We start from the raw sequence: 20808 nt of genomic DNA, 5'->3' as shown, positions 1-20808 counted from the left end.
CATCCTGGCCCCACCGGTCCTGGCCGCATTCATTCCGGCTGTGGCTGGCGCTGGGCGCCGGCCTGGTGCTGGCCGGCTGCAACCAGCCCAGACAGGATGCCGCCGTGGAAGAGCGTCCCGTCGTGGTGACAGAGGCGGCGCTGGCCGATTATGCGCCGACGACGGCGGTGACCGGCGAGGTCAAGGCGCGCATCCAGACGGAGCTGTCCTTCCGCGTGAGCGGGCGCATCACCGAGCGCAGCGTCGAGGTCGGCTCCAAGGTGACGAAGGGCCAGGTGCTGGCCCGCATCGATCCGCGCGAGCAGAATGCCGATGTCGACGTGGCCTCGGCCAGCCTTCAGGCAGCCGAAGCGCAGCTGACCCAGGCCCAGCTGGACTTCAACCGCCAGCAGAACCTGTTCAAGAGCGGGGTCACCTCGCGCGCCCGGCTTGACCAGTCGCAGGAGGCGCTGCTGGTGGCGCAGGCCACGGTGGAATCGGCGCGCACCCAGCTGGATGTGGCGCGCGACGCGCTCTCCTATACGGAGCTCAAGGCCGATGCCGACGGCATCATCACCGCGCGCAATGCCGAGGTGGGCCAGGTGGCGCAGGCCGCGCAGTCGATCTTCACGCTTGCCCATGACGGCCCGCGCGACGCCGTGTTCAACGTGTTCGAGGCGCTGTTCCTGCAGAAGTCGCTGGACCATGTCGAGGTCGCGCCGCTGTCGGACCCATCCGAGAAGGTCTCCGCCCCGGTGCGCGAGGTCTCGCCCACCATCGACACCGCCACCGGCACCATCCGCGTCAAGGTGGCACTGGACGCCGCCGGCGGCGCGCTGCCGCTCGGCGCCCCTGTCGTCGGCACCTTCACCGCGCCCACCCGCCAGGCGATCATCCTGCCCTGGAATGCGATTGCCTCGGATGGCGGCACGCCGGCCGTCTGGGTCGTCGATCCCAAGACCTCGACCGTCTCGATGAAGAAGGTGGAGGTCGCCGAATACGAAACCGGCCGCTTCGCCGTCTCCTCCGGACTGGCGCCCAAGGAGCAGGTGGTGATCGACGGCACCAAGTTCCTGCTGCCGGGCAAGAGCGTTACCGTCGCCAAGGAGGCAAGCCCATGAATCCTGGCCCCATGAACCGCGGCCTGATGATCCTGACGGCAGCCTTGCCGCTTGCTCTGGCCGGCTGCGACGAGAAGAAGGCCGAGGCGCCCGAGGTTGTGCGCCCGCTCCTGTCGCAGACCGTGGCGCTTCGTCCCGCCGCCACGCTGCGGCTGCCCGGGCTCGTCGAGCCGCGCATCAGCACCGATCTCGGCTTCCGCGTGCTCGGCCGCGTGGTCGCCCGCGATGTCAGCGTCGGCGATCTCGTCACCAAGGACGAGGTTCTGGCCGCCATCGACCCGCTGGCGCTGGAGCTTGCGGTGCGCAGCGCCCAGGCCGAAATCGCCAATGCCCAGGCCCAGCTGACCAATGCGGCCGCCACGGCGACGCGCCAGCGCACGCTGGCCGAAAGCAAGAGTGACAGCGAAGCCTCGCTGGAAACCGCCGAACAGGCGGAAAAGACCGCCCGCGCCACGCTGGCGAAGGCGGAAGCCAATCTGGCCAAGGCGCGCGAGCAGCTGAGCTACGCCCAGATCCATGCCGAATTCGACGGCGTGGTCACCGCAACCGCCGTCGAGGTGGGCCAGGTCGTCTCCCCCGGCCAGACGGTGCTGACCATTGCCCGCCCGGAGCTGCGCGATGCGGTGATCGACGTGCCGGAAATGGAAGCGCGCCGCCTGTCGATCGGCGCCCCCTTCGAGGTCATGCTGCAGCTCGATCCAAGCGTGCGCGTCTCGGGCGAGGTGCGCGAGATCGCGCCGGAAGCCGACACGACCACGCGCACCCAGCGTATCAAGATCGCGCTCGTCAATCCGTCCGACGCCTTCCGCCTGGGCTCGATCGTCACCGTCGCCTCCACCACCGATGCCTCGCCCACGCTCGTCGTGCCGGCGAGCGCGATCCTTGCCGACAAGGACGGCAGCGCGGTCTGGCTGGTCGACGAGGCGGCGCAGACGGTGAGCCGACACAAGGTGACTCTGGCGCAGGGCGCCGCCGACGGCAATGGCGTCGTCGTTTCCGCCGGGCTGGAGCCCGGCCAGCGCATCGCGGTTGCCGGCGTCCATCAGCTCAAGGAAGGCCAGAAGGTCAAGATCGTCAGGGAGACGACCCCGTGAAGAAGTTCAACCTCTCCGACTGGGCACTCGAGCACCGCTCGCTCGTCTGGTATTTCATGATCGTCTTCATGATCGCCGGGGTCTTCGCCTATATTGGCCTTGGCCGTGAGGAAGATCCGAACTTCACCATCAAGACCATGGTGATCCAGGCGCAATGGCCCGGCGCATCGGCCGAGGAGGTGACCAAGCAGGTGACCGACAGGATCGAGAAGAAGCTCGAGGAGCTTGCCTCGCTCGACCGCACCCGCAGCGTCACCACCGCGGGCCAGACGATCATCTTCGTCGATCTCCTGCCCACCACGAAGGCGCGCGACGTGGCCCCCACCTGGGTGCGCATCCGCAACATGATCGCCGACATCAAGGGGCAGTTTCCCTCCGGCGTCGTCGGCCCCTTCTTCAACGACCGCTTCGGCGACGTCTACGGCAATATCTATGCCTTCACCAGCGACGGGCTGACGCAGCGCCAGCTGCGCGACCGGGTGGAAGACGCGCGCGCCAAGATCCTGACCGTCGAGAATGTCGGCAAGGTGGATATTATCGGCGCGCAGGACGAGGTGATCTATCTCGAATTTTCCACCCGCAAGATCGCGGCGCTGGGCATCGACCGCCAGGCGGTGATCTCCACCCTGCAGGCGCAGAACGCCGTCACGGCCTCCGGCTTCATCGAGGCGGGGCCTGAGCGTGTGGCGCTGCGTGTCAGCGGCCAGTTCGCCTCGGAAGAGAGCCTGCGCGCCATCAACCTGCGCATCGGCGACCGATTCTTCCCGCTGACCGACATTGCCACCATCACCCGCGGCTATGCCGACCCACCCTCCTCGCTGTTCCGCTTCAACGGCCAGCCGGCCATCGGCCTTGCCATCGGCATGAAGGAAGGCGCCAATCTGCTCGAATTCGGCAAGGCGCTGGACAAGGAGATGGAGCGCGTGACGGCGGAAATGCCCATCGGCGTCACCATCGGCCGCGTTTCCGACCAGCCGGCCGTGGTGGAAGAGGCGGTTTCGGGCTTCACCCGCGCCTTGTTCGAGGCCGTGGTGATCGTTCTGGCAATCAGCTTCATCTCGCTCGGCATGCGCGCCGGCCTTGTGGTGGCAATCTCCATTCCGCTGGTGCTGGCCATCACCTTCCTGGTCATGGCCTATACCGGCGTGTCGCTGCAGCGCATCTCGCTCGGCGCGCTGATTATCGCGCTCGGCCTTCTGGTGGATGATGCGATGATCGCGGTGGAAATGATGGTGGCGCGGCTGGAGGCGGGCGACGACCTGCGCAAGGCGGCAACCTATGTCTATACATCCACCGCCTTCCCGATGCTGACCGGCACGCTGGTCACCGTCGCCGGCTTCATTCCGATCGGGCTGAATTCCAGCGCCGCGGGTGAGTTCACCTTCACGCTCTTCGTCGTCATCGCGGTCTCGCTGGTGGTTTCCTGGATCGTGGCGGTTCTGTTCACTCCGCTGCTCGGCGTGACGCTGCTGCCGAACAGCATGAAGAAGCATCACGAGCACAAGGGCGTCTTCGCGCGTGGCTTTGCCGGGGCGCTGGGGCTTGCCATGCGGTTCCGCTGGATCACCATCCTGCTGACCGTGGCTGCCTTCGGCGCCTCGCTCTTCGGCATGGGCTTCGTCCAGCAGCAGTTCTTCCCCAATTCCGACCGTGTGGAGCTGGTGGTGGACTGGAACCTGCCGCAGAACGGCTCGATCCACGAGACCAACCGCCAGATGGCGCAGTTCGAGCGCGAGATGCTGCAGGGCAATCCCGGCATCGATCACTGGTCGAGCTATGTCGGACAGGGGGCGCCGCGCTTCCTCCTCTCCTTCGACGTGCAGCCGGCCGACCCGACCTTCGGGCAGACGGTGATCGTCACCAAGAGCGTGGAGGTGCGCGATACGCTCCGCCGCGAGCTGCAGGCCTATCTCAACCGCGCCTTCCCCGGCACGGATGCCTTCGTCAAGCTGCTCGACATCGGCCCGCCGGTCGGCAAGCCCGTGCAGTACCGCGTCAGCGGCCCGGATATCCAGACCGTGCGCCGGCTGGCGCAGGGGCTGGCCGGCATCGTCGGCAGCGATCCCCGGCTGATCGCCATGACCTTCGACTGGAACGAGCCGGCCCGCGTGGTGCGCGTCGACGTGCTCCAGGACAAGGCCCGCCAGCTCGGCGTTTCCTCGGAGGATATTGCCACGGCGCTGAACAGCATCGTCGAAGGGTCGGCGGCCACGCAGCTGCGCGATGACATCTACCTGATCGACGTGGTGGGCCGGGCGCAGAGTGCCGATCGCGGCTCGATCGACACTCTGCAGAGCCTGCAGCTGCCGAGCTCCAACGGCAAGTCCGTGCCGCTTTCGGCCTTCGCCACCTTCCGCTACGAGCTGGAGCAGCCGACGATCTGGCGCCGCTCCCGCCAGGCGACCATCACCATCAAGGCCGGCATTGACGGCCCGACCCAGCCGGCGACCATTGTCGAGGCGCTGGCGCCGAAGGTGGCGGAATTCTCCAAGACCCTGCCCGCCGGCTACAATGTCGTGGCCGGCGGCTCGGTGGAGGAGAGCGCCAAGGCGCAGGGGCCGATCGCCGCCGTGGCGCCGCTGATGCTGTTCATCATGGCCACGATCCTGATGATCCAGCTGCAGAGCTTCAACCGGCTGTTCCTGGTCTTCGCGGTGGCGCCGCTGGCGCTGATCGGCGTGGTCATCGCGCTTCTGGCGAGCAATGCCCCGCTCGGCTTCGTCGCCATTCTCGGCGTTCTGGCGCTGATCGGCATCCTCATCCGCAACTCGGTGATCCTCGTGGTGCAGATCGAGGATCTGAGGCGGGAGGGGATGGCGCCCTGGGCGGCCGTGATCGAGGCGACCGAGCACCGCATGCGGCCGATCCTCCTGACAGCGGCCGCCGCCACGCTGGCGCTGATCCCGATCTCGCGCGAAATCTTCTGGGGGCCGATGGCCTATGCCATGATGGGCGGGATCGTCGTGGGCACGGTGCTGACGCTCCTGTTCCTGCCGGCGCTCTACGTCACCTGGTTCCGCATTCGCCGCGACACCCCGGCCGACGACCTCAAGAGCGGCGAGGCCTCGGCCTGACCGGTCCGGAGCATCGGATTGGACATCATCCGCAGTCCGATGCTCTCGATTTTCCGTTTTCGCATCAGACCGGCAATTTCACGAACCCTGCCCCAGCCCTTCGCCGATTGATCGGCGGAGGGCTTTCTTTTGGCGCTGCCAGCGGAGATGGCCTTCGCCGATCCATCGGCGGAGGGCTTTTTTTCTGACAGCGTCAGGGGAGAAGCAGCATTCAGGCCGCCGGCCGGCGGCTGATCAGGAGGATGAAGCCGAGACCGCCGGCAAAGCCGGTGATGACGCCAACGGGCATGTCTTCCGGCGCCATGATCGTTCGGGCGGCGAGATCGGCCAGCACCAGAGCGATGGCGCCAACAGCCGCGCTCAAGGGGATGACGCGGCCATGATCGCTGCCGGCAAACAGCCTGACGACATGCGGCACCATGAGCCCGATAAAGCCGATGGCGCCGGAAAAGGCGACCATGACGCCGGTGAGCAGCGCCGTGACGGTGAAGAGCTGCGCACGCAGCCGCGCCACCGGCAGGCCGAGCGTGGCCGCCGTCTCGTCGCCCATGGCCAGCCCGTTGATCTCGCGCGCGCGCAGGGCGAGCCAGGCGAGGCTGCCGGCGAGCACCAGCGCCGGATAGAGAAGATGCGGCCATTGGGCGAGCCCCAGCCCGCCGAGCATCCAGAACACCACGCTCTGCACCGCGCGCGGATCGCCGAGATAGATCAAAAGGTTCGACAGGGCCGTGGCGACGAAGGCGACCGCCACGCCCGACAGGATCAGCCGCTCGGCCGAGGAGCCGGAAAAGCGGGTGACGCCGATGACCGCGAGGGTGGCGGCAAGCGCGCCGAGAAAGGCGAAGAGCGGCACGGTGATCAGCCCGAACACCATGCCCGTATGCAAAAGCGCGAAGATCGCCCCGCAGGCCCCGCCGGAGGAGACGCCGAGCAGATGCGGATCGGCCAGCGGATTGCGGGTCGTGACCTGCAGCACGGCCCCGACCACGGCAAGCCCCGCCCCCACCAGCGCGGCCAGCACCACGCGGGGAAAGCGCACATCCCAGACGATGCTCTCCCGCCCGGCCGACCAGTCCTTGATGACCGATCCCGGCACCAGCCGGTCGGCCACCACGCCCCAGACCGTCTTCAGCGGAATGGACGCGGCGCCCAGCGAGACACCCGCTGTGATCGCCGCGAGGATGAGGATCAGCGCCAGGAGCGCGACGAGAAGCGGTTTGCCCTGGGGCATGAGGGGTCCTTTGGAGCGGTCTTTTGTGTTAGAGCATCGGACCGAAAACCGGTTCCCGCTTTTCGGACCGATGCTCCCGCCGACAGAATGACGTCAAAAGTCGGAAAGCATCACGCGGGCCGGATATGGACGGGGTCGTCCTCCTCGCCGTCGTCGGCGGTGCCGGCGGTTGCCTGGCGGACCGTCTGCCAGGCGGTGGCGGCCGCGGCAATGCCGAAATCCTCTTCCATCCACCGGATGAAGCTGCGGGTGCCCATCAGCGTGATGTCGGCGCGGATCGCCCTGACCGCGTCACGTCCATCCCGATCGTCCATGATCACGATGATTTCCTCGTTTTGCGCAAGCGCGCGCTTCAAGTCCTGGATGGCTGAGAGCACGCTTCTCTCGCCCCTGTCGCTCCAGTCAGGGCGAAGCTCCGCCGGCTTCCCCGCCTTTTCCCACAGCTGCATCTCACGCCCATAGCGTTCGCCATCGACCGTCGAGAGGATCGTAATCCTGTGCCGGTTTTGCTCCAGCCACTGCGCCACATAGGTCCGAGTCCGGCGGCGCAGATTCCGCCCCTCGCCCGGATCGCGCGTGGCTTCGGCCAGCACCATGTCGGTGATCATAACAGGGCATCCCGGCGCGAACAGCCAGTCCAGCCCCTCAATGATCGCAAGCACCGAGAGAGGGGTAGTGTCCATGATCAGCACATGCGGCTGCTTGGCATCCGCCCCGGCCGGCCAGTCAATCATTGACGCTCTTCCTTGAACCTGGACCTGACATCCGCCAATTCCGCCTGCACGGCTTCCTCATGCGCGCCGTCGAGGGCGTCACGCGCCATTCGATCGGCGGCGCGCGAAAAATCGCTGACATCATAGCCGAGCGGGTCGGCGCGATGGCGGATCACCAGGGGCTTGCGCGATAGAAGATCCGGCGGCACCGGCTCCTGCGCCATGCGCTTGAGCCGGCAGAACTCCTCCACCGACAGGATCACATTGCGCGGCTTGCCGTGCGAGGTGATCACCACCCCCTCGTGCGACGCAGCGCGCTGCACATCGCCCGTTTGCCGCTGAAGATCAATCGAGGTGAAGATCCGCATAATCGCCTCCAAAATACATATTTTATGTATTTATGCGATCTACTGGCGTGAGACAAGCGACCCGCCCGACCTCGGCCGGGCCGCGGGTCCGCGCGCCCTGAAGCATCGAACTAAAAAATCACATGCAGTCAGATGCTTCAGGACTTTGTTTTTGCATCGGATTTTTCCGAAAGCCGGCACCCACTTTTCGGTCCGATGCCCTACAGCGCCCCGGGATGAAACCCCGCCGCCAGCTTTTCGATCGCCTCGATGTTGCGCGGGCCGGGGGTGGCGGCGACGTAGTCGAGCACGACGAAGCGGTTGTTGCGCACGGCGTCGAGGTTCTTGAAGGCCGGGTTGTCCTTGAGGAAGGCGATCTTCTGCTCGGCGGTCACCTCGCCGTAGTTGACGATGACGATCACCTCCGGATTGCGCTCGATCACCGGCTCCCAGGAGACCTCGGTCCAGCTCTTGGCCACGTCCTCCATGATGTTCACGCCGCCGGCGGCCTCGATCATGGCGGTGGGAATGCCATAGGCGCCTGACGTGAACGGCTTGTCCGTGCCGGAATCATAGACGAAGACGCGCACGGGTGCAGCGCCCTTCGGCAGCCTGGCCTGCAGCGCGGCGAGTTGGTCGCGATAGCCTTTCACCAAGGCCTCGGCCCGGTCTTCCACCTGGAAGATGCGGCCGAGATTGAGGAGATCGACGAACATGTCCTCCATGGTCGGCTTGGCCTTGGGCATGATGTGGATGCAGCTTTCGGTCAGCTCGTAGACCTTGATGCCGAAGGGCGCCAGCGTCTCCGGCGTCACCTCGCCGCCCACCTTCATGCCGTAGTTCCAGCCGGCGAAGTAGAAATCGGCATCCGCGTTTAGCAGCACTTCCTTGGTCGGATATTTCGGCGAGAGCTCCGGCAGTGCCTTGAGGCCCGCCCGCAACCGCTCGTCGATGGTTTTCCAGCCGGAAATGCCGGTATAGCCGACCATCCGGTCCTGCAGCTTCAGCGCCAGCATCATCTCGGTAAGATTGACGTCGTTGGACACGGCGCGTTTGGGTGGCGCGTCGAACGTCACCTCCCGGTTGCAGCTCTTGACGGTGACGGGGGCCGACAGCGCCGGCGTGGCCAGAAGCAGGGCAAGCGCCAGCGGCGCCAGAAAACGAGGCATCATGGGGTCCAATCCTCAAAAGCTTTGAAATTCAGAAAAATACAGGCAGCGAGAAGGAGAAGCGCAGGGCCTCGCTGGCGCGCGGCGCGTGCACCCGCGCCGCCACGCCGAAAGCCTCCGACACCGCCTCGGCCGACAGAACCGTCTCCGGCGGGCCGAAGGCGACGAGCCGGCCCGCCGCCATCAGCGCCACATGGGTGGCGAAGCGGCCAGCCAGGTTGATGTCGTGCAGCGTGGTGATGACGGTCAGCCCCAGGCCTTCGAGCAGCGCCAGGATCTCCAACTGGTGGCGGATGTCGAGATGGTTGGTCGGCTCGTCGAGAATGACGATCTCGGGCGCCTGAGCCAGGGCGCGCGCCACCAGCACCCGCTGCTTCTCCCCGCCGGAAAGCGAGGCGAAATTGCGCGAGGCCAAACCGCCAAGAGCGAGATGGTCGAGCGCGTGATCGCAGGCCGCCCTGTCCTCGCCGCTCCAGCCGCCAAGGCCGGACCGGCGCGGAATGCGGCCCATCATCACCACATCGCGCACGGTGAAGGGAAAGTCGGCCGGCATTTCCTGCAGCACCACCGAGATCTTGCGGGCGGACTGGCGCGGCGTGAGCCCGGCCAGATCCTCCCCGTCAATCAGAACGCGGCCGCTGCGCGGCTGAGCCGCGCGGTAGAGGCAGCGCAGCAGCGAGGTCTTGCCCGCGCCATTGGCCCCGAGAATCGCCAGCCGTGCACCGGCGGGAACCGCGAAGCTGACATCATCGACCAGCGTCAGGCCGGCGCGCGGCCCCCAGCTCAGGCGCTCGACCGTCACGCTCGCGCCCTTGGAGTCACAGCTCATCTGCGGCTCCGGCATTGATGCATGCTTGCCCGGCACGAAGGCCGATTTCTCGCGGAAAGATCGTCGTCTTTGCGGCATGCCCGAAAAGGCAGCCGCAAGGCTGAAGAGTCTCCATAGGGAACACCCCGTCCACTTTGGTTGATATCTGGACGGCAGGTCTCCTGGCTCGCGCATATGCGCCGCCGGCCTGCCTTCCCGCGCGTTTCGCGCAGTGGCATGGCGCCCGAAGGCGCCACAGGGGCCGATCGACAATCCGCTTACAGTTGCGGGGGCAGCCACGGTCTTGGTCCCGTCAGGGTCGTCCGCACCGTGTTCCCTTTTGATCCCGTCGGAAGTCTTCCCTCGGGGAACCGTCACCATGAAGGCTAAACGCCGCGAGGGGCGCGCGTCAAGCCTGACCGTCGGGCTTTTACCCGGCTCTCCGCTTTGGCTCGCAGTGCCCCACCCGGCAGGGCCCTGTGCCATAGGCTGGGCGCGGTCTCCCCGGGCGCCGGGCCGGTTCGTGCCGCCCGCATTTCTATGTGCGTAACGTAATAACATTACGATCCTCTAGACGAGAACGCCCTGTCCTGTCCAGCCCCTTCAGGGCGCCATGCGGAGGAAAGCAGCGGAGATGGGCCGGGTGTCGGTGGGCTCGCCTGTCTCGCGCAGAAAGACGATCAGGTCCGGCAAAACACCTTCTACGGTTTCCAGCTGATCGCTTCGCGAACCGGAAACAAGAACCATCGAAAATCCATGGCCGGAAGGCCAGATTTTCGATGGACGGAATACGGTTTCCGGTCTGATCAACCGGAAACCGTATCAGGCCTCGAGGCGGATAAGATGCCGCGCGATCCCCGCAACCCTCTCCCCTCCCCGCCGGGCAGCGGCGGCAAGTGGCAGGCGCGGTCGCCCGTCCTGTGGTTATCGCCTCACGGCTCAGCCTTTGGCGACGGCCTCCGCCAGTGCGGCCAGCGCCGCCGCATAGGTGGCGAGATCGCGCGCGGGATCGGCCGGCAGGGCGGCGGCGCGCAGGAGGCGGCCGCCTGTGGCGGCGATGCCGCCGTCGATCATCAGATTGTCGGCCATGCCGTGATCCTCCACCGCCAGCCCGTCCGGCCCGCGCGGGCGGCCATCGCTGCGGTCCAGCGCCGCGCCGCGATACCAGTCCTCGGCCACGCGCTTACCATAGTCGGCCGGGTGGTTCGAATAGGCCCAGACGCGCTTTTCGAGCGCGATCATGAAACCGATCTCATAGACCGTGCCCGGATCGGCGCTGATGCCGCGGAAGGGGGTGATGTTGGCGAGGCAGATGTCGGCGCAGCGCATGGCCAGATCGTTGCGGCGGTAGATGGCGTCCGCCGTCAGCACGCCGCCGGATGCGGGATGCTGCGGCGCCTGGTTCTCGTCGCTGCCCGGCCCGGTCGGCTCGAAGCCGTGGGCGCGCGCCAGGCGGCGCTTCTCGGCCATGATCGCCGGCGCATCGGGAAGAAACACCTCCGGCCCCGCGAGATAGATCGTCGTCATGCCGCTTGCCTCCATGCGATGGATGTCGGTCGATGGATGTCCGTCAGGGGTGCAGGCCCGGCGCTTCCTGGCCGGTGCGCGCCACATAGTCGGTATAGCCGCCGCCATATTGATGCACGCCGTCGGGCGTCAATTCCAGCACGCGGTTGGAGAGCGCACCGAGGAAATGCCGATCGTGCGAGACGAACAGCATGGTGCCCTCGAACTGGGCGAGCGCCTTGATCAGCATCTCCTTGGTGTCGAGATCCAGATGGTTGGTCGGCTCGTCCAGCACCAGCAGATTTGGCGGATCGAACAGCATGGCCGCCATGACGAGGCGCGCCTTTTCCCCGCCCGAAAGCACGCGGCAGCGCTTTTCCACATCGTCGCCGGAAAAGCCGAAGCAGCCGGCCAGCGCCCTGAGCGGCCCCTGCCCCGCCTTGGGAAAGCTCTCCTCCAGCCATTGGAACACGGTCTGGTCGCCGGAGAGCAGGTCCATCGCATGCTGGGCGAAATAGCCCATCTTCACGCTGGCGCCCAGCGCCACGCTGCCGGCATCGGGCGCGCTCGCGCCGGCCACCAGCTTCAGCAGGGTGGATTTGCCCGCGCCGTTGATGCCGAGAATGCACCAGCGCTCGCGCCGGCGCACGATGAAGCTGAAATCCTCATAGATCACCCGCGTGCCATAGGCCTTGTGCACGTTCTTGAGGTTGATCACGTCTTCGCCCGAGCGCGGGGCCGGCTGGAACTCGAAGGCCACCGTCTGGCGGCGGCGCGGCGGCTCCACGCGCTCGATCTTGTCCAGCTTCTTCACCCGGCTCTGCACCTGGGCGGCATGGGAGGCGCGGGCCTTGAACCGCTCGATGAAGCGGATCTCCTTGGCCAGCATTGCCTGCTGGCGCTCGAACTGCGCCTGCTGGTGCTTTTCCGACAGCGCCCGCTGGCCCTCGTAAAATTCATAATCGCCGGAATAGCTGGTGAGCGATCCGCCATCGATCTCGATGATCTTGGTGACGATGCGGTTCATGAACTCGCGGTCGTGCGAGGTCATCAACAGCGCGCCGTCATAGGATTTGAGGAAGGATTCCAGCCAGATCAAGCTTTCAAGATCGAGATGGTTCGAGGGTTCGTCGAGCAGCATCACGTCGGGGCGCATCAAGAGGATGCGCGCCAGCGCCACGCGCATCTTCCAGCCGCCCGAAAGCTTGCCGACATCGCCGTCCATCATACCTTGCGTGAAGCTCAGGCCCGCCAGCACCTCGCGCGCGCGGCCCTCCAGCGCATAGCCGTCCAGCTCCTCATAGCGCCCCTGCACCTCGCCATAGCGCTCGATGATCGCCTCCATCTCGTCCATCCGGTCGGGATCGGACATGGCGGCTTCGAGCTCGGCGAGTTCAGCGGCAACTTGCGAGACCGGGCCGGCCCCGTCCATCACCTCGGCCACCGCGCTGCGCCCGGCCATTTCGCCGACATCCTGGTCGAAATAGCCAATCGTCACGCCCTTATCGACCGAGACCTGGCCTTCGTCCGGCAGCTCCTGGCCGGTGATCATGCGAAACAGCGTGGTCTTGCCCGCGCCGTTCGGGCCGACCAGGCCGATCTTCTCGCCCTTGTTGAGCGCGGCCGAGGCCTCGATGAACAGAAGACGATGGCTGTTCTGCTTGGAGATGTTTTCGATGCGGATCATGACAAGGCGGCCTGAAGACGTGTTTGCGCGCCTTATGGCACGCGCCCGCCCGGCTGTCCTCGCCTTTTTCGTTCATGCTGCATTGCATCCGATGAGAGGCCGTGCGAATGAAAAATGAGAATTTATTAATTTAGAATACGCTGCTCGACTACGCCGTCTCCGGCCGCGCCGTGGGCTTTGTCACGCGTGGAAGCCGGCGCGGTGGAGCGCTTCCGCGCGGCATTTGCTTTTGCATCGACGTCTTCCGAAATCCGGCTCCCACTTTTTGGCCCGATGCTCTAACGCTCGCCCCGCCGGTAGGGCTGCATCAGCGCCTGCGGCACGCGGGCGCGCCGGGCCATGACGGCCAGCGCGACGATGGACATGAGATAAGGGATCATCAGGAAGAGCTGGTAGGGCACGATGCCGTTCAGGGCCGGCTGCAGGCGCAGCTGCACCCCGTCGAAGAAGGCGAAGAGCAGAGCGCCGAGAAGCGCCCGGCCCGGCCGCCAGGAGGCGAAGACGACCAGCGCGATGCAGATCCAGCCGCGGCCCTGCACCATGGTGGGGAAGAAGCTGTTGAAGGCCGAGAGCGTGAGGAAGGCGCCGGCCATGCCCATCAGCGCGCTGCCGGCAATCACCGCGCCATAGCGCACCGCCACCGGATTGATGCCCTGCGCTTCCGCCGCATGCGGATTTTCGCCGGTCATGCGGATGGCGAGGCCGAGCGGCGTGCGCTTCAGGAGGTAGCCGAGCGCGATCGCGAGCAGGATCGCCAGATAGGTCGGCGCGGTCTGGGCGAAGAAGGCGGGGCCGAAGAAGGGAATGGCGGTCAGGCCGGGAATGTCGAGCGGCTGGAAGGGAACGATGGTCGGCGGCGTACCGGCCACCGGCACCAGCATGCGGAAGACATAATAGGCGAAGCTCGCCGCAAACAGCGTGACGCCAAGGCCCGCCACATGCTGCGACAGGCCGAGCGAGACCGTGAGCAGAGCGTGGAGAAGGCCGAAGGCCGCACCCGCAAGGGCCGCGACCAGAAAGCCGGTCCACAGATCCGCGCCATGATAGACCGCCAGCCAGCCGATCATCGCGCCGAAGGTCATGATGCCCTCGATGCCCAGATGCAGCACGCCCGCCCGCTCGCTCAACAGCGCGCCGAGCGTGCCGAGGATCAGCGGCGTGGCGATGCGCAGCACCGCCGCCCACAGGCCGGCCGAAGCGAGAATGTCGAACAGCGTGCTCATCGGCGGATCCGGTACTGGGTGAAGAACAGGGCGACCAGCATGGTCAGCAGCGACAGCGCCACGGTGACATCGGCAATATAGCTCGGAATGCGCAGCGCGCGGCTCATGCCGTCGGCGCCGACGAACATGATGGCGGAAAACAGGGCCGCCAGCACCACGCCCAGCGGATTGAGCCCCGCCAGCATGGCGACGACGATACCGGAATAGCCATAGCCGGGCGAAAGATCGGTGGTGACATAGCCTTTGACGCCCATGACCTCGATGGCGCCGGCGAGGCCCGCCAGCCCGCCGGAGAGGCAGGCGACTTTGACGAGCGTCGCGCCCAGCGGCACGCCGGCAAAGACCGCGCCGGCCGGATTGAGCCCGGCGGCGCGCGATTGCAGCCCGAAGACCGTGCGCGACTGGACCAGATGGATGAGGATGGCCAGCGCCGCGGCGACGAGGATCCCGATATGCAGGCGCGAGCGGGCCAGAAGCTTCGGCAGCATGGCGGCATCGGCCACCGATTGCGACTGCGGCCAGCCAAAGGCGGTCGGGTCCTTCAGCACCGTGTCGATCAGCATGGAGACGAAGAGCAGCGCCACGAAATTCAGGATCAGCGTGGTCACCACCTCATCAACCTGAAAGCGCAGCCGCAGCCAGAGCGGCACCAGAAGCAGCACCATGCCGGCCATGGCGCCGAGAAGCAGCAGCAGCGGGATCTGCACAGCGGACGGCAGGCCGCCGAGCAGATGGGAGCTGGCGGCGGCCACGGTGATGGCGCCGAGATAGAGCTGGCCCTCCGCGCCGATGTTCCACAGTCGCGCGCGAAAGGCGACGGCGGCGGCAAGGCCCGTCAGCATCAGGGGTGCTGTGCGCGTCAGCGTTTCCGTGGTGGACAGGCGCGAGCCGAAGGCGCCGATCAGGATGCGGCGATAGGCTTCAAGCACCGGCGCGCCGGCCAGCGCGATGAGAATGCCCGACAGCGCCAGCGCGGCGATGACCGCGAGCACCGACGTGGCAATGACGAGAGCGAGCGGGCGGTGGTCGCGGCGTTCAAAGCGCATGGGCTGTTTCCTTCGCGGCGGTCCATTCGCCCGAGATCATCAGGCCGAGCGTGCGGGTATCGGCCGCTTCCGCCGCAATCGGCGGCGACAGCCGGCCGCCCGTGATCGCCTGGATGCGGTCGGCGAGCGCCATCACCTCCTCCAGATCCTCGGAGATCAGCAGCACGGCGGTGCCGGCCCTTCGGGCCTCCAGAATACGCTCATGCACGGCGGCGACCGCGCCTTCGTCCAGCCCGCGCGCCGGCTGGGCAGCGATCAGGATCTGCGGCCGGTCGATCAGATTGCGCCCGAGAATGAGCTTCTGCATATTTCCGCCCGACAGCAGGCGGATGCGGGTGGAAGGCCCCCCGCCGCGCACGTCGAAGCGCGCAATGATGTCCTGCGCAAAGGCCATGCCCGCCTTGCGGGCGACGAGGCCGTGACGGGAAAAGCGCGGGAGACGCTCCAGCACCGCATTTTCCCAGACCGCCATGTCGCCGATGGCGCCCTCCTTGTTGCGGTCCTCCGGCACGCGGCCGATGCCGGCTTCAACAAGCCCGGCCACGCCAGGCTCGCCCACCGGCTTGCCGAACAGCAGGAGATCGCCCGAAGTCGGCCGCGCCGTGCCGCAGAGCAGCCGGGCAAGCTCGGCCTGGCCATTTCCCGAGACGCCGATGATGCCCAGAACCTCGCCGGCGCGCAGGCGGAAATCCACCGCCTTGAGACGGTCGACCCCGCTCTGGCGCAGCGTGACGCCCACGGCCTCCAGCACCACCGGGCCGGGCGTGGCCGGCTCGCGCACAGGGCGCACGACCGTGCGGCCGACCATCAGCTCGGCAAGCTCGGCCTTGCTGGTCTCGGCCGCCCTGCGTTCGGCCACCTTGCGCCCGCCGCGCAGCACGACGATGCGGTCGGCCGTGGCCATCACCTCGTCCAGCTTGTGGGAAATGAAGATCAGCGACAGGCCCTGGCGCGCCATGTCCTTCAGCGTGGCGAAGAGATGCTCGGCCTCTGCGCGCGTCAGCACCGCCGTCGGCTCGTCCAGCACCAGGATGCGCGCATCATTATAGAGCGCCTTGAGGATCTCGACGCGCTGCTGCTCGCCGACCGAGAGATCGCCGAGCCGCGCATGCGGATCGACCTTCAGGCCGAAGCGGGCGGAGAGCGCGGCGAGCTTGGCGCGGGCCTGGCCCTTGCGCGCGGACAAGGACCAGAGCGGCTCGGTGCCGGTCATGATGTTTTCCAGCACGGTGAGATTGGGCGCCAGCGCGAAATGCTGGTGTACCATGCCGATGCCGGCGCGAATGGCGGCGCGCGGCTTGCCGGGCGGCAGCACCGCGCCATCGACCGAGACCGTGCCGGCATCCGGCACGTAATGGCCGAAGAGAATGCTCATCAGCGTCGTCTTGCCGGCCCCGTTCTCGCCGAGTAGGGCAACGATCTCGCCCTTGGCAAGGGTCAGGGAAATATCGTCATTGGCCAGATTGGCGCCGAAACGCTTGCTGACGCCGGCAATCTCCAGAAGCGGCGTGCTCATGCGCTGAGGTCCTCTCGGGCGCCCGGGCTTGCGGGTAAAGGGGTGGCGATGGGAAAGCGATGGCGCCAGCGCCCCTCGGCCTCCAGCCGGGCGGCGGCCGCCAGCAGCAGCCCCTCGCCGCCCATCGGCGCCAGAAGCTGCAAGGGCAGCGGCAGCCCGTCCTCATCCGCGCCGAAAGGCAGCGTCAGCGCCGGGCAGCCGGCAATATTGGCCAGCGTCGCCAGAGGTGCGAAGCAGGCCATGCGGGAAAAATGCAGGTCGAGATCGGCATGGTCGGTCGGCATGGCGCCGAGCGGAAGGGGCGCGCGGCTGAGCATCGGGGTCAGCATCAGGTCGACATCGTCAAACAGCGCCCAGAGATCGCGGGAGACCAGAACCATGGCGTTCAGATCCTGCCAGAGCCCGGCGCCGGTGAGGCTCCGCCCCCTGGCGATGGCAGCCCGCGAGATCGGTTCCACCCTGCCCTCATCCAGGGCAAGGCGATCGAAAAGCGCGGCGAGATTGACGCAGACGATCGTCTCGAAAACGCGCCGGCTGGTGGCGGCGAGCGCGGCGAGCGCGTTTTTGTCGATCCGGCGAACAAGATGCCCGTCGGCTTCCAGGCTCCTGGCCGCGGCCTCGACCGCCGCCTGCCGGGCAGGCTCGACGGGACAGTCCGCTCCCAGATCGGTGACGAGGCCGATGCGCAGTCGCTGCGGCAATGTGGGGAAGATCGAGGGGGCGGCGGCTGGCGGAAAGGGCCCGCGCGCGGCCCCGGCAAGTGCTGTCAGGCTTGCGGCCGTGTCGCGTACGCTGCGGCTCACCACCAGCTCGGCGGCGATGCCGCCCAGATGGTTGCCAAAATCCGGGCCACCCGGCATCAGCCCGCGCCCGGGCTTGAGCCCGACAAGGCCGCAGGCGGCGGCGGGCACGCGGATCGAGCCGCCGGCATCGGTGGCATGGGCGATGGCGACGATGCCGGCCGCCACGGCCGCCGCCGCGCCGCCGGAGGAGCCGCCGGCGCTTAAGGTAGGGGCGAGCGGATTGCGGCAGGCCGGGCCGATCGCCGGCTCGCTTGACAGCGACAGGCCGAATTCCGGGCTGGTGGTCAGCCCGAACAGGCAGAAGCCGGCCGCGCGGAAGCGGGCGGCGAGATCGGAATCGGGGGTGGACCTGTCTGCTGCCCCCTCTAATGGCATGTCCGGATCGCGCGCGGCAAACAGCGCAGATCCCGCCTTGACGGGCAGGCCAACAAAGGGGCCGCCGAGATCCTTGGCGAGCGTCGGCACGCCGGCAAAGGGCCGCGCTGCCAGTTCGGCCGCCGCCGCGCCGCCTTCGGCGAACATGGCATCGATCCGGGCGGCTTCGGCAAGCCCCAGCCTGCTGTCGACATGCGTCAGTGCGCCAAGATCAGCTTCGGCCTCGGCGGCCGCGAGAGCGGCCTGCATGGCCGCCGTCGCGCTGAACCGGCCCGCCTTGATAGCGTCAGCCAGCGCTGTCGCATCCGCGATCATCGCAAAGGCCGCTTACTTGGGTTCGGTCATGATCTTGGGCACCTCGAAGGTGCCGGCCTTGATCTCGGCGCGCTTGGCCTCCATCGCGGCTTCCGCCTCGGCCGGGGCCACGCCCTTCACATAGACGATATCGCTGCCGCCTTCCTTCATCAGGCCATAGGCGGTATAGTCACGCCCCGTCGGCTTGCCGGCCGCCACATCAGCGAGCGCGGCATTGAGGATCGGGCGGAAATTCCACAGCGCATTGGCGAAGACCGTGTCGGGATAGCGCGGCGTATAGTCGATCAGCGAGCCAACCGACTTGATCTTGCGCTCCTTGGCCGCATCCGCCGTGCCGATGCGCTCGCCGAAGAGGATGTCGGCGCCGGCATCGATCTGGGCAAGGCCGGCCTCGCGGGCCTTCGGCGGATCGAAGAAGGTGCCGATGAAGGTCACCCTATGCTTTGCATCGGGATTGACCGCCTTCACCCCCTCGGCAAAGGCGTTGATCAGCATGTTGACCTCCGGGATCGGCATGGCACCGACCGAGCCAACCACGTTCGACTTGGTCATCTTGCCCGCCAGCATGCCGGCGAGATAGGCGCCATCGAAGTTCCAGGTGCCGAAGACGCCGAAATTGTCGCCCGCTTCCTTGCCGCTGGAGCCCATGACGAAGGCGGTGTCGGGATAATCCGCCGCCACCTCGCGCGCCTGCTTCTCCACAGGGAAGGTCTCGCCGATGATCAGCTTGGCGCCCTGCTCGGCATATTCGCGCATGGCGCGGGGATAGTCGGTACCCGAGACGCCCTCGGAGAAGACATATTCGATCACGCCTTCCTTGGCGGCATCCTGCAGCGCCTTGTGCAGCACCGAATTCCAGGCATTTTCCACCGGCGAGCCATGAATGCCCGCGACCTTGACCGGGGCGGCGGCGCGGGCCAGCGGCCCAAGCGCGGCGCTGGCGCCAAGCGCCAGACCGGATGCAAGAACGCCGCGGCGCGACAGGATGATCGGATTGCGCATGATGTTTTCCCCTCTGGCATTTTTACCAATTGGTAGAAATTTTTAGGGATCGCATAAATTTAAGTCAAGCAGACAAAAAGATGAAATTTGCGGCAGCGCACAGGGTTTCGCAGGCGCGTGGAAAGCCGGCGCTCCGCTCAGCCGCCCGTCACCAGCTTCACCGCGATGCTGGCCATCACCGCCGCGATCAGCCCGTCGAGAACCCGCCAGGCCGAGGGCCGAGCAAAGAGCGGGGCGAGAAGGCGCGCGCCGTAACCGAGCGAGAAGAAGAACAGGGCCGAGGCCGTCATTGCCCCGAGCGCGAAGGAGAGCCTGTCGGCCGGAAAGCGGGTGGAGACGCTGCCGAGCAGGATGACGGTGTCGAGATAGACATGCGGATTGAGGAAGGTCAGCGCCAGGGCGGTCATGAGCGTTGCGCGCAAGCTTGCCGGCGCGCCACCCTGCGCCGTCAATCCGCCTTGCGGCTTCAGCGCCGAGCGCAGGCTGCGCAGGGCATAGAGTGCGAGGAAGGCCGCGCCGCCATAGCGAAAGGCCGGATCGAGCCAGGGCATGACCCGAGCGACCACGCCGAAGGCCGTAACCCCCAGCAACACCAGCGCGGCATCGGACAGCGCGCAGAGCAGGCAGACGGCGAAGACATGCTCGCGCTTCAGCCCCTGGCGCAGCACGAAGGCATTCTGCGCGCCGATAGCGACGATCAGGCCAAGGCCGGTGCCGAAGCCGGTGAGGACGATGCCGGGGGTCATGGACAATCCAGAAGAGAGCATTGATGAAGGCGCTTCTAGATGTCGCGTGAGATTTAGCCTAATGAAAGCATCTTAGTGCGATGAAGCGGAGCTTAATCCCGGATGCTCGACTATCCCGCCCTTGCCGCCGTCGCCGCCGTGGTGGAGACCGGCAGTTTCGAGCGCGCGGCACGCCGTCTCTCGGTCACGCCCTCGGCCATCTCCCAGCGCGTGCGTCAGCTGGAGGAGCGCCTGGGCCTGATCCTGATCGAGCGGGGAACGCCCTGCCGGGCGACAGAGAAGGGTGCATGGCTCTGCCGGCACATGGAGCATGTCGGCATGCTGGAAAGCGCGCTTCTGAAGGCGCTGCCGGGGCTTGGCGATGAGGCCGCGCCGCGCCCGACGCTCAGGCTCGCGGTCAATGCCGACAGCCTGGCCACCTGGTTTCTCCAGGCGGCGGCCGACTACGCCAAGGCGGAGCATCCGCTGCTGGATATCGCGCTGGACGATCAGGAGCACACGGCCGACTGGCTGCGCCGCGGCCGGGTGGTGGCCGCCATCACCGCGCTGGGGCGGCCGGTGCAGGGGTGCCGCCGCGTTGCGCTGGGCGCTCTGCGCTACCACGCCACTGCAAGCCCCGCCTTCGTCGCCCGGCACTTTCCAGATGGCGTCACGCCGGAGGCGATCGCTGCGGTCCCGGCGCTGACCTTCAATGCCAAGGACCGGCTGCAGGGCGACTGGATCAAGCGCGCCTTCGGCCGCGAGATCCGCCACCCCACACACTGGCTGCCCTCCACACAAGGCTTTGTCGACGGCGCGCTGATCGGGCTCGGCTGGGGCATGAACCCCGCGCCGCTGGTCGCCGATCACCTCGCCAGAGGGCGGCTTGTGGAGCTTCTTCCGGGCACGGTCATCGACACGCCGCTGGACTGGCAGGTAAACCGCCTGATGGCCGGGGAGCTGCAGCCGCTGACGCGCGCCGTGCTGGCAGCGGCCAAGGCGCGGCTGGTGCCGCCGGAAGGGTGAGGCGGAGGGCTGAAAGCCGCGGGGCCGGGCCGCAGAGGCCGCCGACAA

At 67.0% G+C, this 20808-nt stretch carries 18 protein-coding genes and 1 riboswitch; of the genes, 4 read left to right on the top strand and 14 right to left on the bottom strand.

Going from position 1 to position 20808, the window contains the following annotated elements; genetic code table 11:
* Window positions 1-104 precede the first annotated feature (104 nt).
* From BJF92_RS10285 to BJF92_RS10275, 3 genes are read left to right on the top strand one after another with little or no spacing between them, the layout of a single operon-like run.
* Window positions 105-1100, top strand: a complete 996-nt coding sequence (locus BJF92_RS10285) for an efflux RND transporter periplasmic adaptor subunit (protein WP_425356396.1) — start codon at window positions 105-107, stop codon at window positions 1098-1100.
* Entirely contained in the window at window positions 1097-2194 is a 1098-nt protein-coding gene (locus BJF92_RS10280) for an efflux RND transporter periplasmic adaptor subunit (RefSeq protein WP_425356395.1), read from the top strand. Before BJF92_RS10285 ends, BJF92_RS10280 begins: the two co-directional genes overlap by 4 nt.
* Complete coding sequence (locus BJF92_RS10275) at window positions 2191-5268, top strand: efflux RND transporter permease subunit (protein WP_075634660.1); 3078 nt, start codon at window positions 2191-2193, stop codon at window positions 5266-5268. The genes BJF92_RS10280 and BJF92_RS10275 overlap by 4 nt, the downstream gene beginning before the upstream one ends.
* A 211-nt stretch (window positions 5269-5479) precedes the next feature.
* On the opposite strand, the gene BJF92_RS10270 is transcribed toward BJF92_RS10275, so the two are convergent.
* From BJF92_RS10270 to BJF92_RS10210, 14 genes are all read right to left on the bottom strand, one after another.
* Entirely contained in the window at window positions 5480-6499 is a 1020-nt protein-coding gene (locus BJF92_RS10270) for a FecCD family ABC transporter permease (RefSeq protein WP_075634659.1), read from the bottom strand.
* Window positions 6500-6609: 110 nt separating this feature from the next.
* On the bottom strand, window positions 6610-7233 hold the full coding sequence (locus BJF92_RS10265; RefSeq protein ID WP_075634658.1) for a hypothetical protein: 624 nt from the start codon (window positions 7231-7233) through the stop codon (window positions 6610-6612).
* Entirely contained in the window at window positions 7230-7580 is a 351-nt protein-coding gene (locus tag BJF92_RS10260) for a type II toxin-antitoxin system prevent-host-death family antitoxin (RefSeq protein WP_075634657.1), read from the bottom strand. The genes BJF92_RS10265 and BJF92_RS10260 overlap by 4 nt, the downstream gene beginning before the upstream one ends.
* Window positions 7581-7780: 200 nt before the next feature.
* Window positions 7781-8731, bottom strand: coding sequence for an ABC transporter substrate-binding protein (locus BJF92_RS10255; RefSeq protein WP_075634656.1), 951 nt, complete (start codon window positions 8729-8731; stop codon window positions 7781-7783).
* 28 nt (window positions 8732-8759) lie between these two features.
* Window positions 8760-9557: an ABC transporter ATP-binding protein gene (locus BJF92_RS10250; protein WP_075634749.1), complete on the bottom strand. Its 798-nt coding sequence runs from the start codon at window positions 9555-9557 to the stop codon at window positions 8760-8762.
* 134 nt (window positions 9558-9691) lie between these two features.
* Window positions 9692-9927, bottom strand: a riboswitch (cobalamin riboswitch).
* A 212-nt stretch (window positions 9928-10139) separates the two neighbouring features.
* Window positions 10140-10283, bottom strand: a complete 144-nt coding sequence (locus BJF92_RS25560) for a hypothetical protein (RefSeq protein WP_158032222.1) — start codon at window positions 10281-10283, stop codon at window positions 10140-10142.
* 192 nt (window positions 10284-10475) lie between these two features.
* Window positions 10476-11063 carry a nucleoside 2-deoxyribosyltransferase gene (locus tag BJF92_RS10245; RefSeq protein WP_075634748.1) on the bottom strand — a complete coding sequence of 196 codons (588 nt, stop codon included), beginning with the start codon at window positions 11061-11063 and terminating at the stop codon, window positions 10476-10478.
* A 43-nt stretch (window positions 11064-11106) separates the two neighbouring features.
* Window positions 11107-12729, bottom strand: coding sequence for an ABC-F family ATP-binding cassette domain-containing protein (locus BJF92_RS10240; RefSeq protein WP_075634655.1), 1623 nt, complete (start codon window positions 12727-12729; stop codon window positions 11107-11109).
* 278 nt (window positions 12730-13007) lie between these two features.
* Window positions 13008-13952 (bottom strand): ABC transporter permease, encoded by a 945-nt coding sequence (locus tag BJF92_RS10235; RefSeq protein ID WP_075634654.1) that lies wholly within the window; start codon window positions 13950-13952, stop codon window positions 13008-13010.
* Window positions 13949-14998 carry an ABC transporter permease gene (locus tag BJF92_RS10230; protein WP_075634653.1) on the bottom strand — a complete coding sequence of 350 codons (1050 nt, stop codon included), beginning with the start codon at window positions 14996-14998 and terminating at the stop codon, window positions 13949-13951. Before BJF92_RS10230 ends, BJF92_RS10235 begins: the two co-directional genes overlap by 4 nt.
* Window positions 14988-16514, bottom strand: a complete 1527-nt coding sequence (locus BJF92_RS10225; protein ID WP_075634652.1) for an ABC transporter ATP-binding protein — start codon at window positions 16512-16514, stop codon at window positions 14988-14990. The genes BJF92_RS10230 and BJF92_RS10225 overlap by 11 nt, the downstream gene beginning before the upstream one ends.
* Window positions 16511-18007 (bottom strand): amidase family protein, encoded by a 1497-nt coding sequence (locus BJF92_RS10220; RefSeq protein ID WP_075634651.1) that lies wholly within the window; start codon window positions 18005-18007, stop codon window positions 16511-16513. The genes BJF92_RS10225 and BJF92_RS10220 overlap by 4 nt, the downstream gene beginning before the upstream one ends.
* Before the next feature lie 12 nt (window positions 18008-18019).
* A complete protein-coding gene (locus tag BJF92_RS10215) occupies window positions 18020-19009 on the bottom strand; it encodes a BMP family protein (protein ID WP_075634650.1) in 990 nt (329 codons plus the stop codon).
* Between the two features lie 137 nt (window positions 19010-19146).
* Window positions 19147-19755: a LysE/ArgO family amino acid transporter gene (locus BJF92_RS10210; RefSeq protein ID WP_075634649.1), complete on the bottom strand. Its 609-nt coding sequence runs from the start codon at window positions 19753-19755 to the stop codon at window positions 19147-19149.
* A 102-nt stretch (window positions 19756-19857) separates the two neighbouring features.
* On the opposite strand from BJF92_RS10210, the gene BJF92_RS10205 reads away from it, so the two are divergent.
* Entirely contained in the window at window positions 19858-20760 is a 903-nt protein-coding gene (locus BJF92_RS10205) for a LysR family transcriptional regulator ArgP (protein ID WP_075634648.1), read from the top strand.
* The last annotated feature ends 48 nt before the right edge of the window (window positions 20761-20808 follow it).

The organism is Xaviernesmea rhizosphaerae (assembly GCF_001938945.1).
Classification (GTDB): Bacteria; Pseudomonadota; Alphaproteobacteria; order Rhizobiales; family Rhizobiaceae; genus Xaviernesmea; species Xaviernesmea rhizosphaerae.
The sequence above is the reverse complement of the archived record's forward strand: the minus strand, read 5'-3'. Positions and strand labels throughout refer to the sequence as shown.

Bases quoted from the DNA above. Each gene is read 5' to 3' on its own strand.
- BJF92_RS10255 (WP_075634656.1), bottom strand. From the start codon at position 8,731: ATGATGCCTCGTTTTCTGGCGCCGCTGGCGCTTGCCCTGCTTCTGGCC.
- BJF92_RS10265 (WP_075634658.1), bottom strand. From the start codon at position 7,233: ATGATTGACTGGCCGGCCGGGGCGGATGCCAAGCAGCCGCATGTGCTG.
- BJF92_RS10245 (WP_075634748.1), bottom strand. From the start codon at position 11,063: ATGACGACGATCTATCTCGCGGGGCCGGAGGTGTTTCTTCCCGATGCG.
- BJF92_RS10270 (WP_075634659.1), bottom strand. From the start codon at position 6,499: ATGCCCCAGGGCAAACCGCTTCTCGTCGCGCTCCTGGCGCTGATCCTC.
- BJF92_RS10240 (WP_075634655.1), bottom strand. From the start codon at position 12,729: ATGATCCGCATCGAAAACATCTCCAAGCAGAACAGCCATCGTCTTCTG.
- BJF92_RS10260 (WP_075634657.1), bottom strand. From the start codon at position 7,580: ATGCGGATCTTCACCTCGATTGATCTTCAGCGGCAAACGGGCGATGTG.
- BJF92_RS10280 (WP_425356395.1), top strand. From the start codon at position 1,097: ATGAATCCTGGCCCCATGAACCGCGGCCTGATGATCCTGACGGCAGCC.
- BJF92_RS25560 (WP_158032222.1), bottom strand. From the start codon at position 10,283: ATGGTTCTTGTTTCCGGTTCGCGAAGCGATCAGCTGGAAACCGTAGAA.
- BJF92_RS10215 (WP_075634650.1), bottom strand. From the start codon at position 19,009: ATGCGCAATCCGATCATCCTGTCGCGCCGCGGCGTTCTTGCATCCGGT.
- BJF92_RS10225 (WP_075634652.1), bottom strand. From the start codon at position 16,514: ATGAGCACGCCGCTTCTGGAGATTGCCGGCGTCAGCAAGCGTTTCGGC.
- BJF92_RS10250 (WP_075634749.1), bottom strand. From the start codon at position 9,557: ATGAGCTGTGACTCCAAGGGCGCGAGCGTGACGGTCGAGCGCCTGAGC.
- BJF92_RS10205 (WP_075634648.1), top strand. From the start codon at position 19,858: ATGCTCGACTATCCCGCCCTTGCCGCCGTCGCCGCCGTGGTGGAGACC.
- BJF92_RS10210 (WP_075634649.1), bottom strand. From the start codon at position 19,755: ATGACCCCCGGCATCGTCCTCACCGGCTTCGGCACCGGCCTTGGCCTG.
- BJF92_RS10230 (WP_075634653.1), bottom strand. From the start codon at position 14,998: ATGCGCTTTGAACGCCGCGACCACCGCCCGCTCGCTCTCGTCATTGCC.
- BJF92_RS10220 (WP_075634651.1), bottom strand. From the start codon at position 18,007: ATGATCGCGGATGCGACAGCGCTGGCTGACGCTATCAAGGCGGGCCGG.
- BJF92_RS10235 (WP_075634654.1), bottom strand. From the start codon at position 13,952: ATGAGCACGCTGTTCGACATTCTCGCTTCGGCCGGCCTGTGGGCGGCG.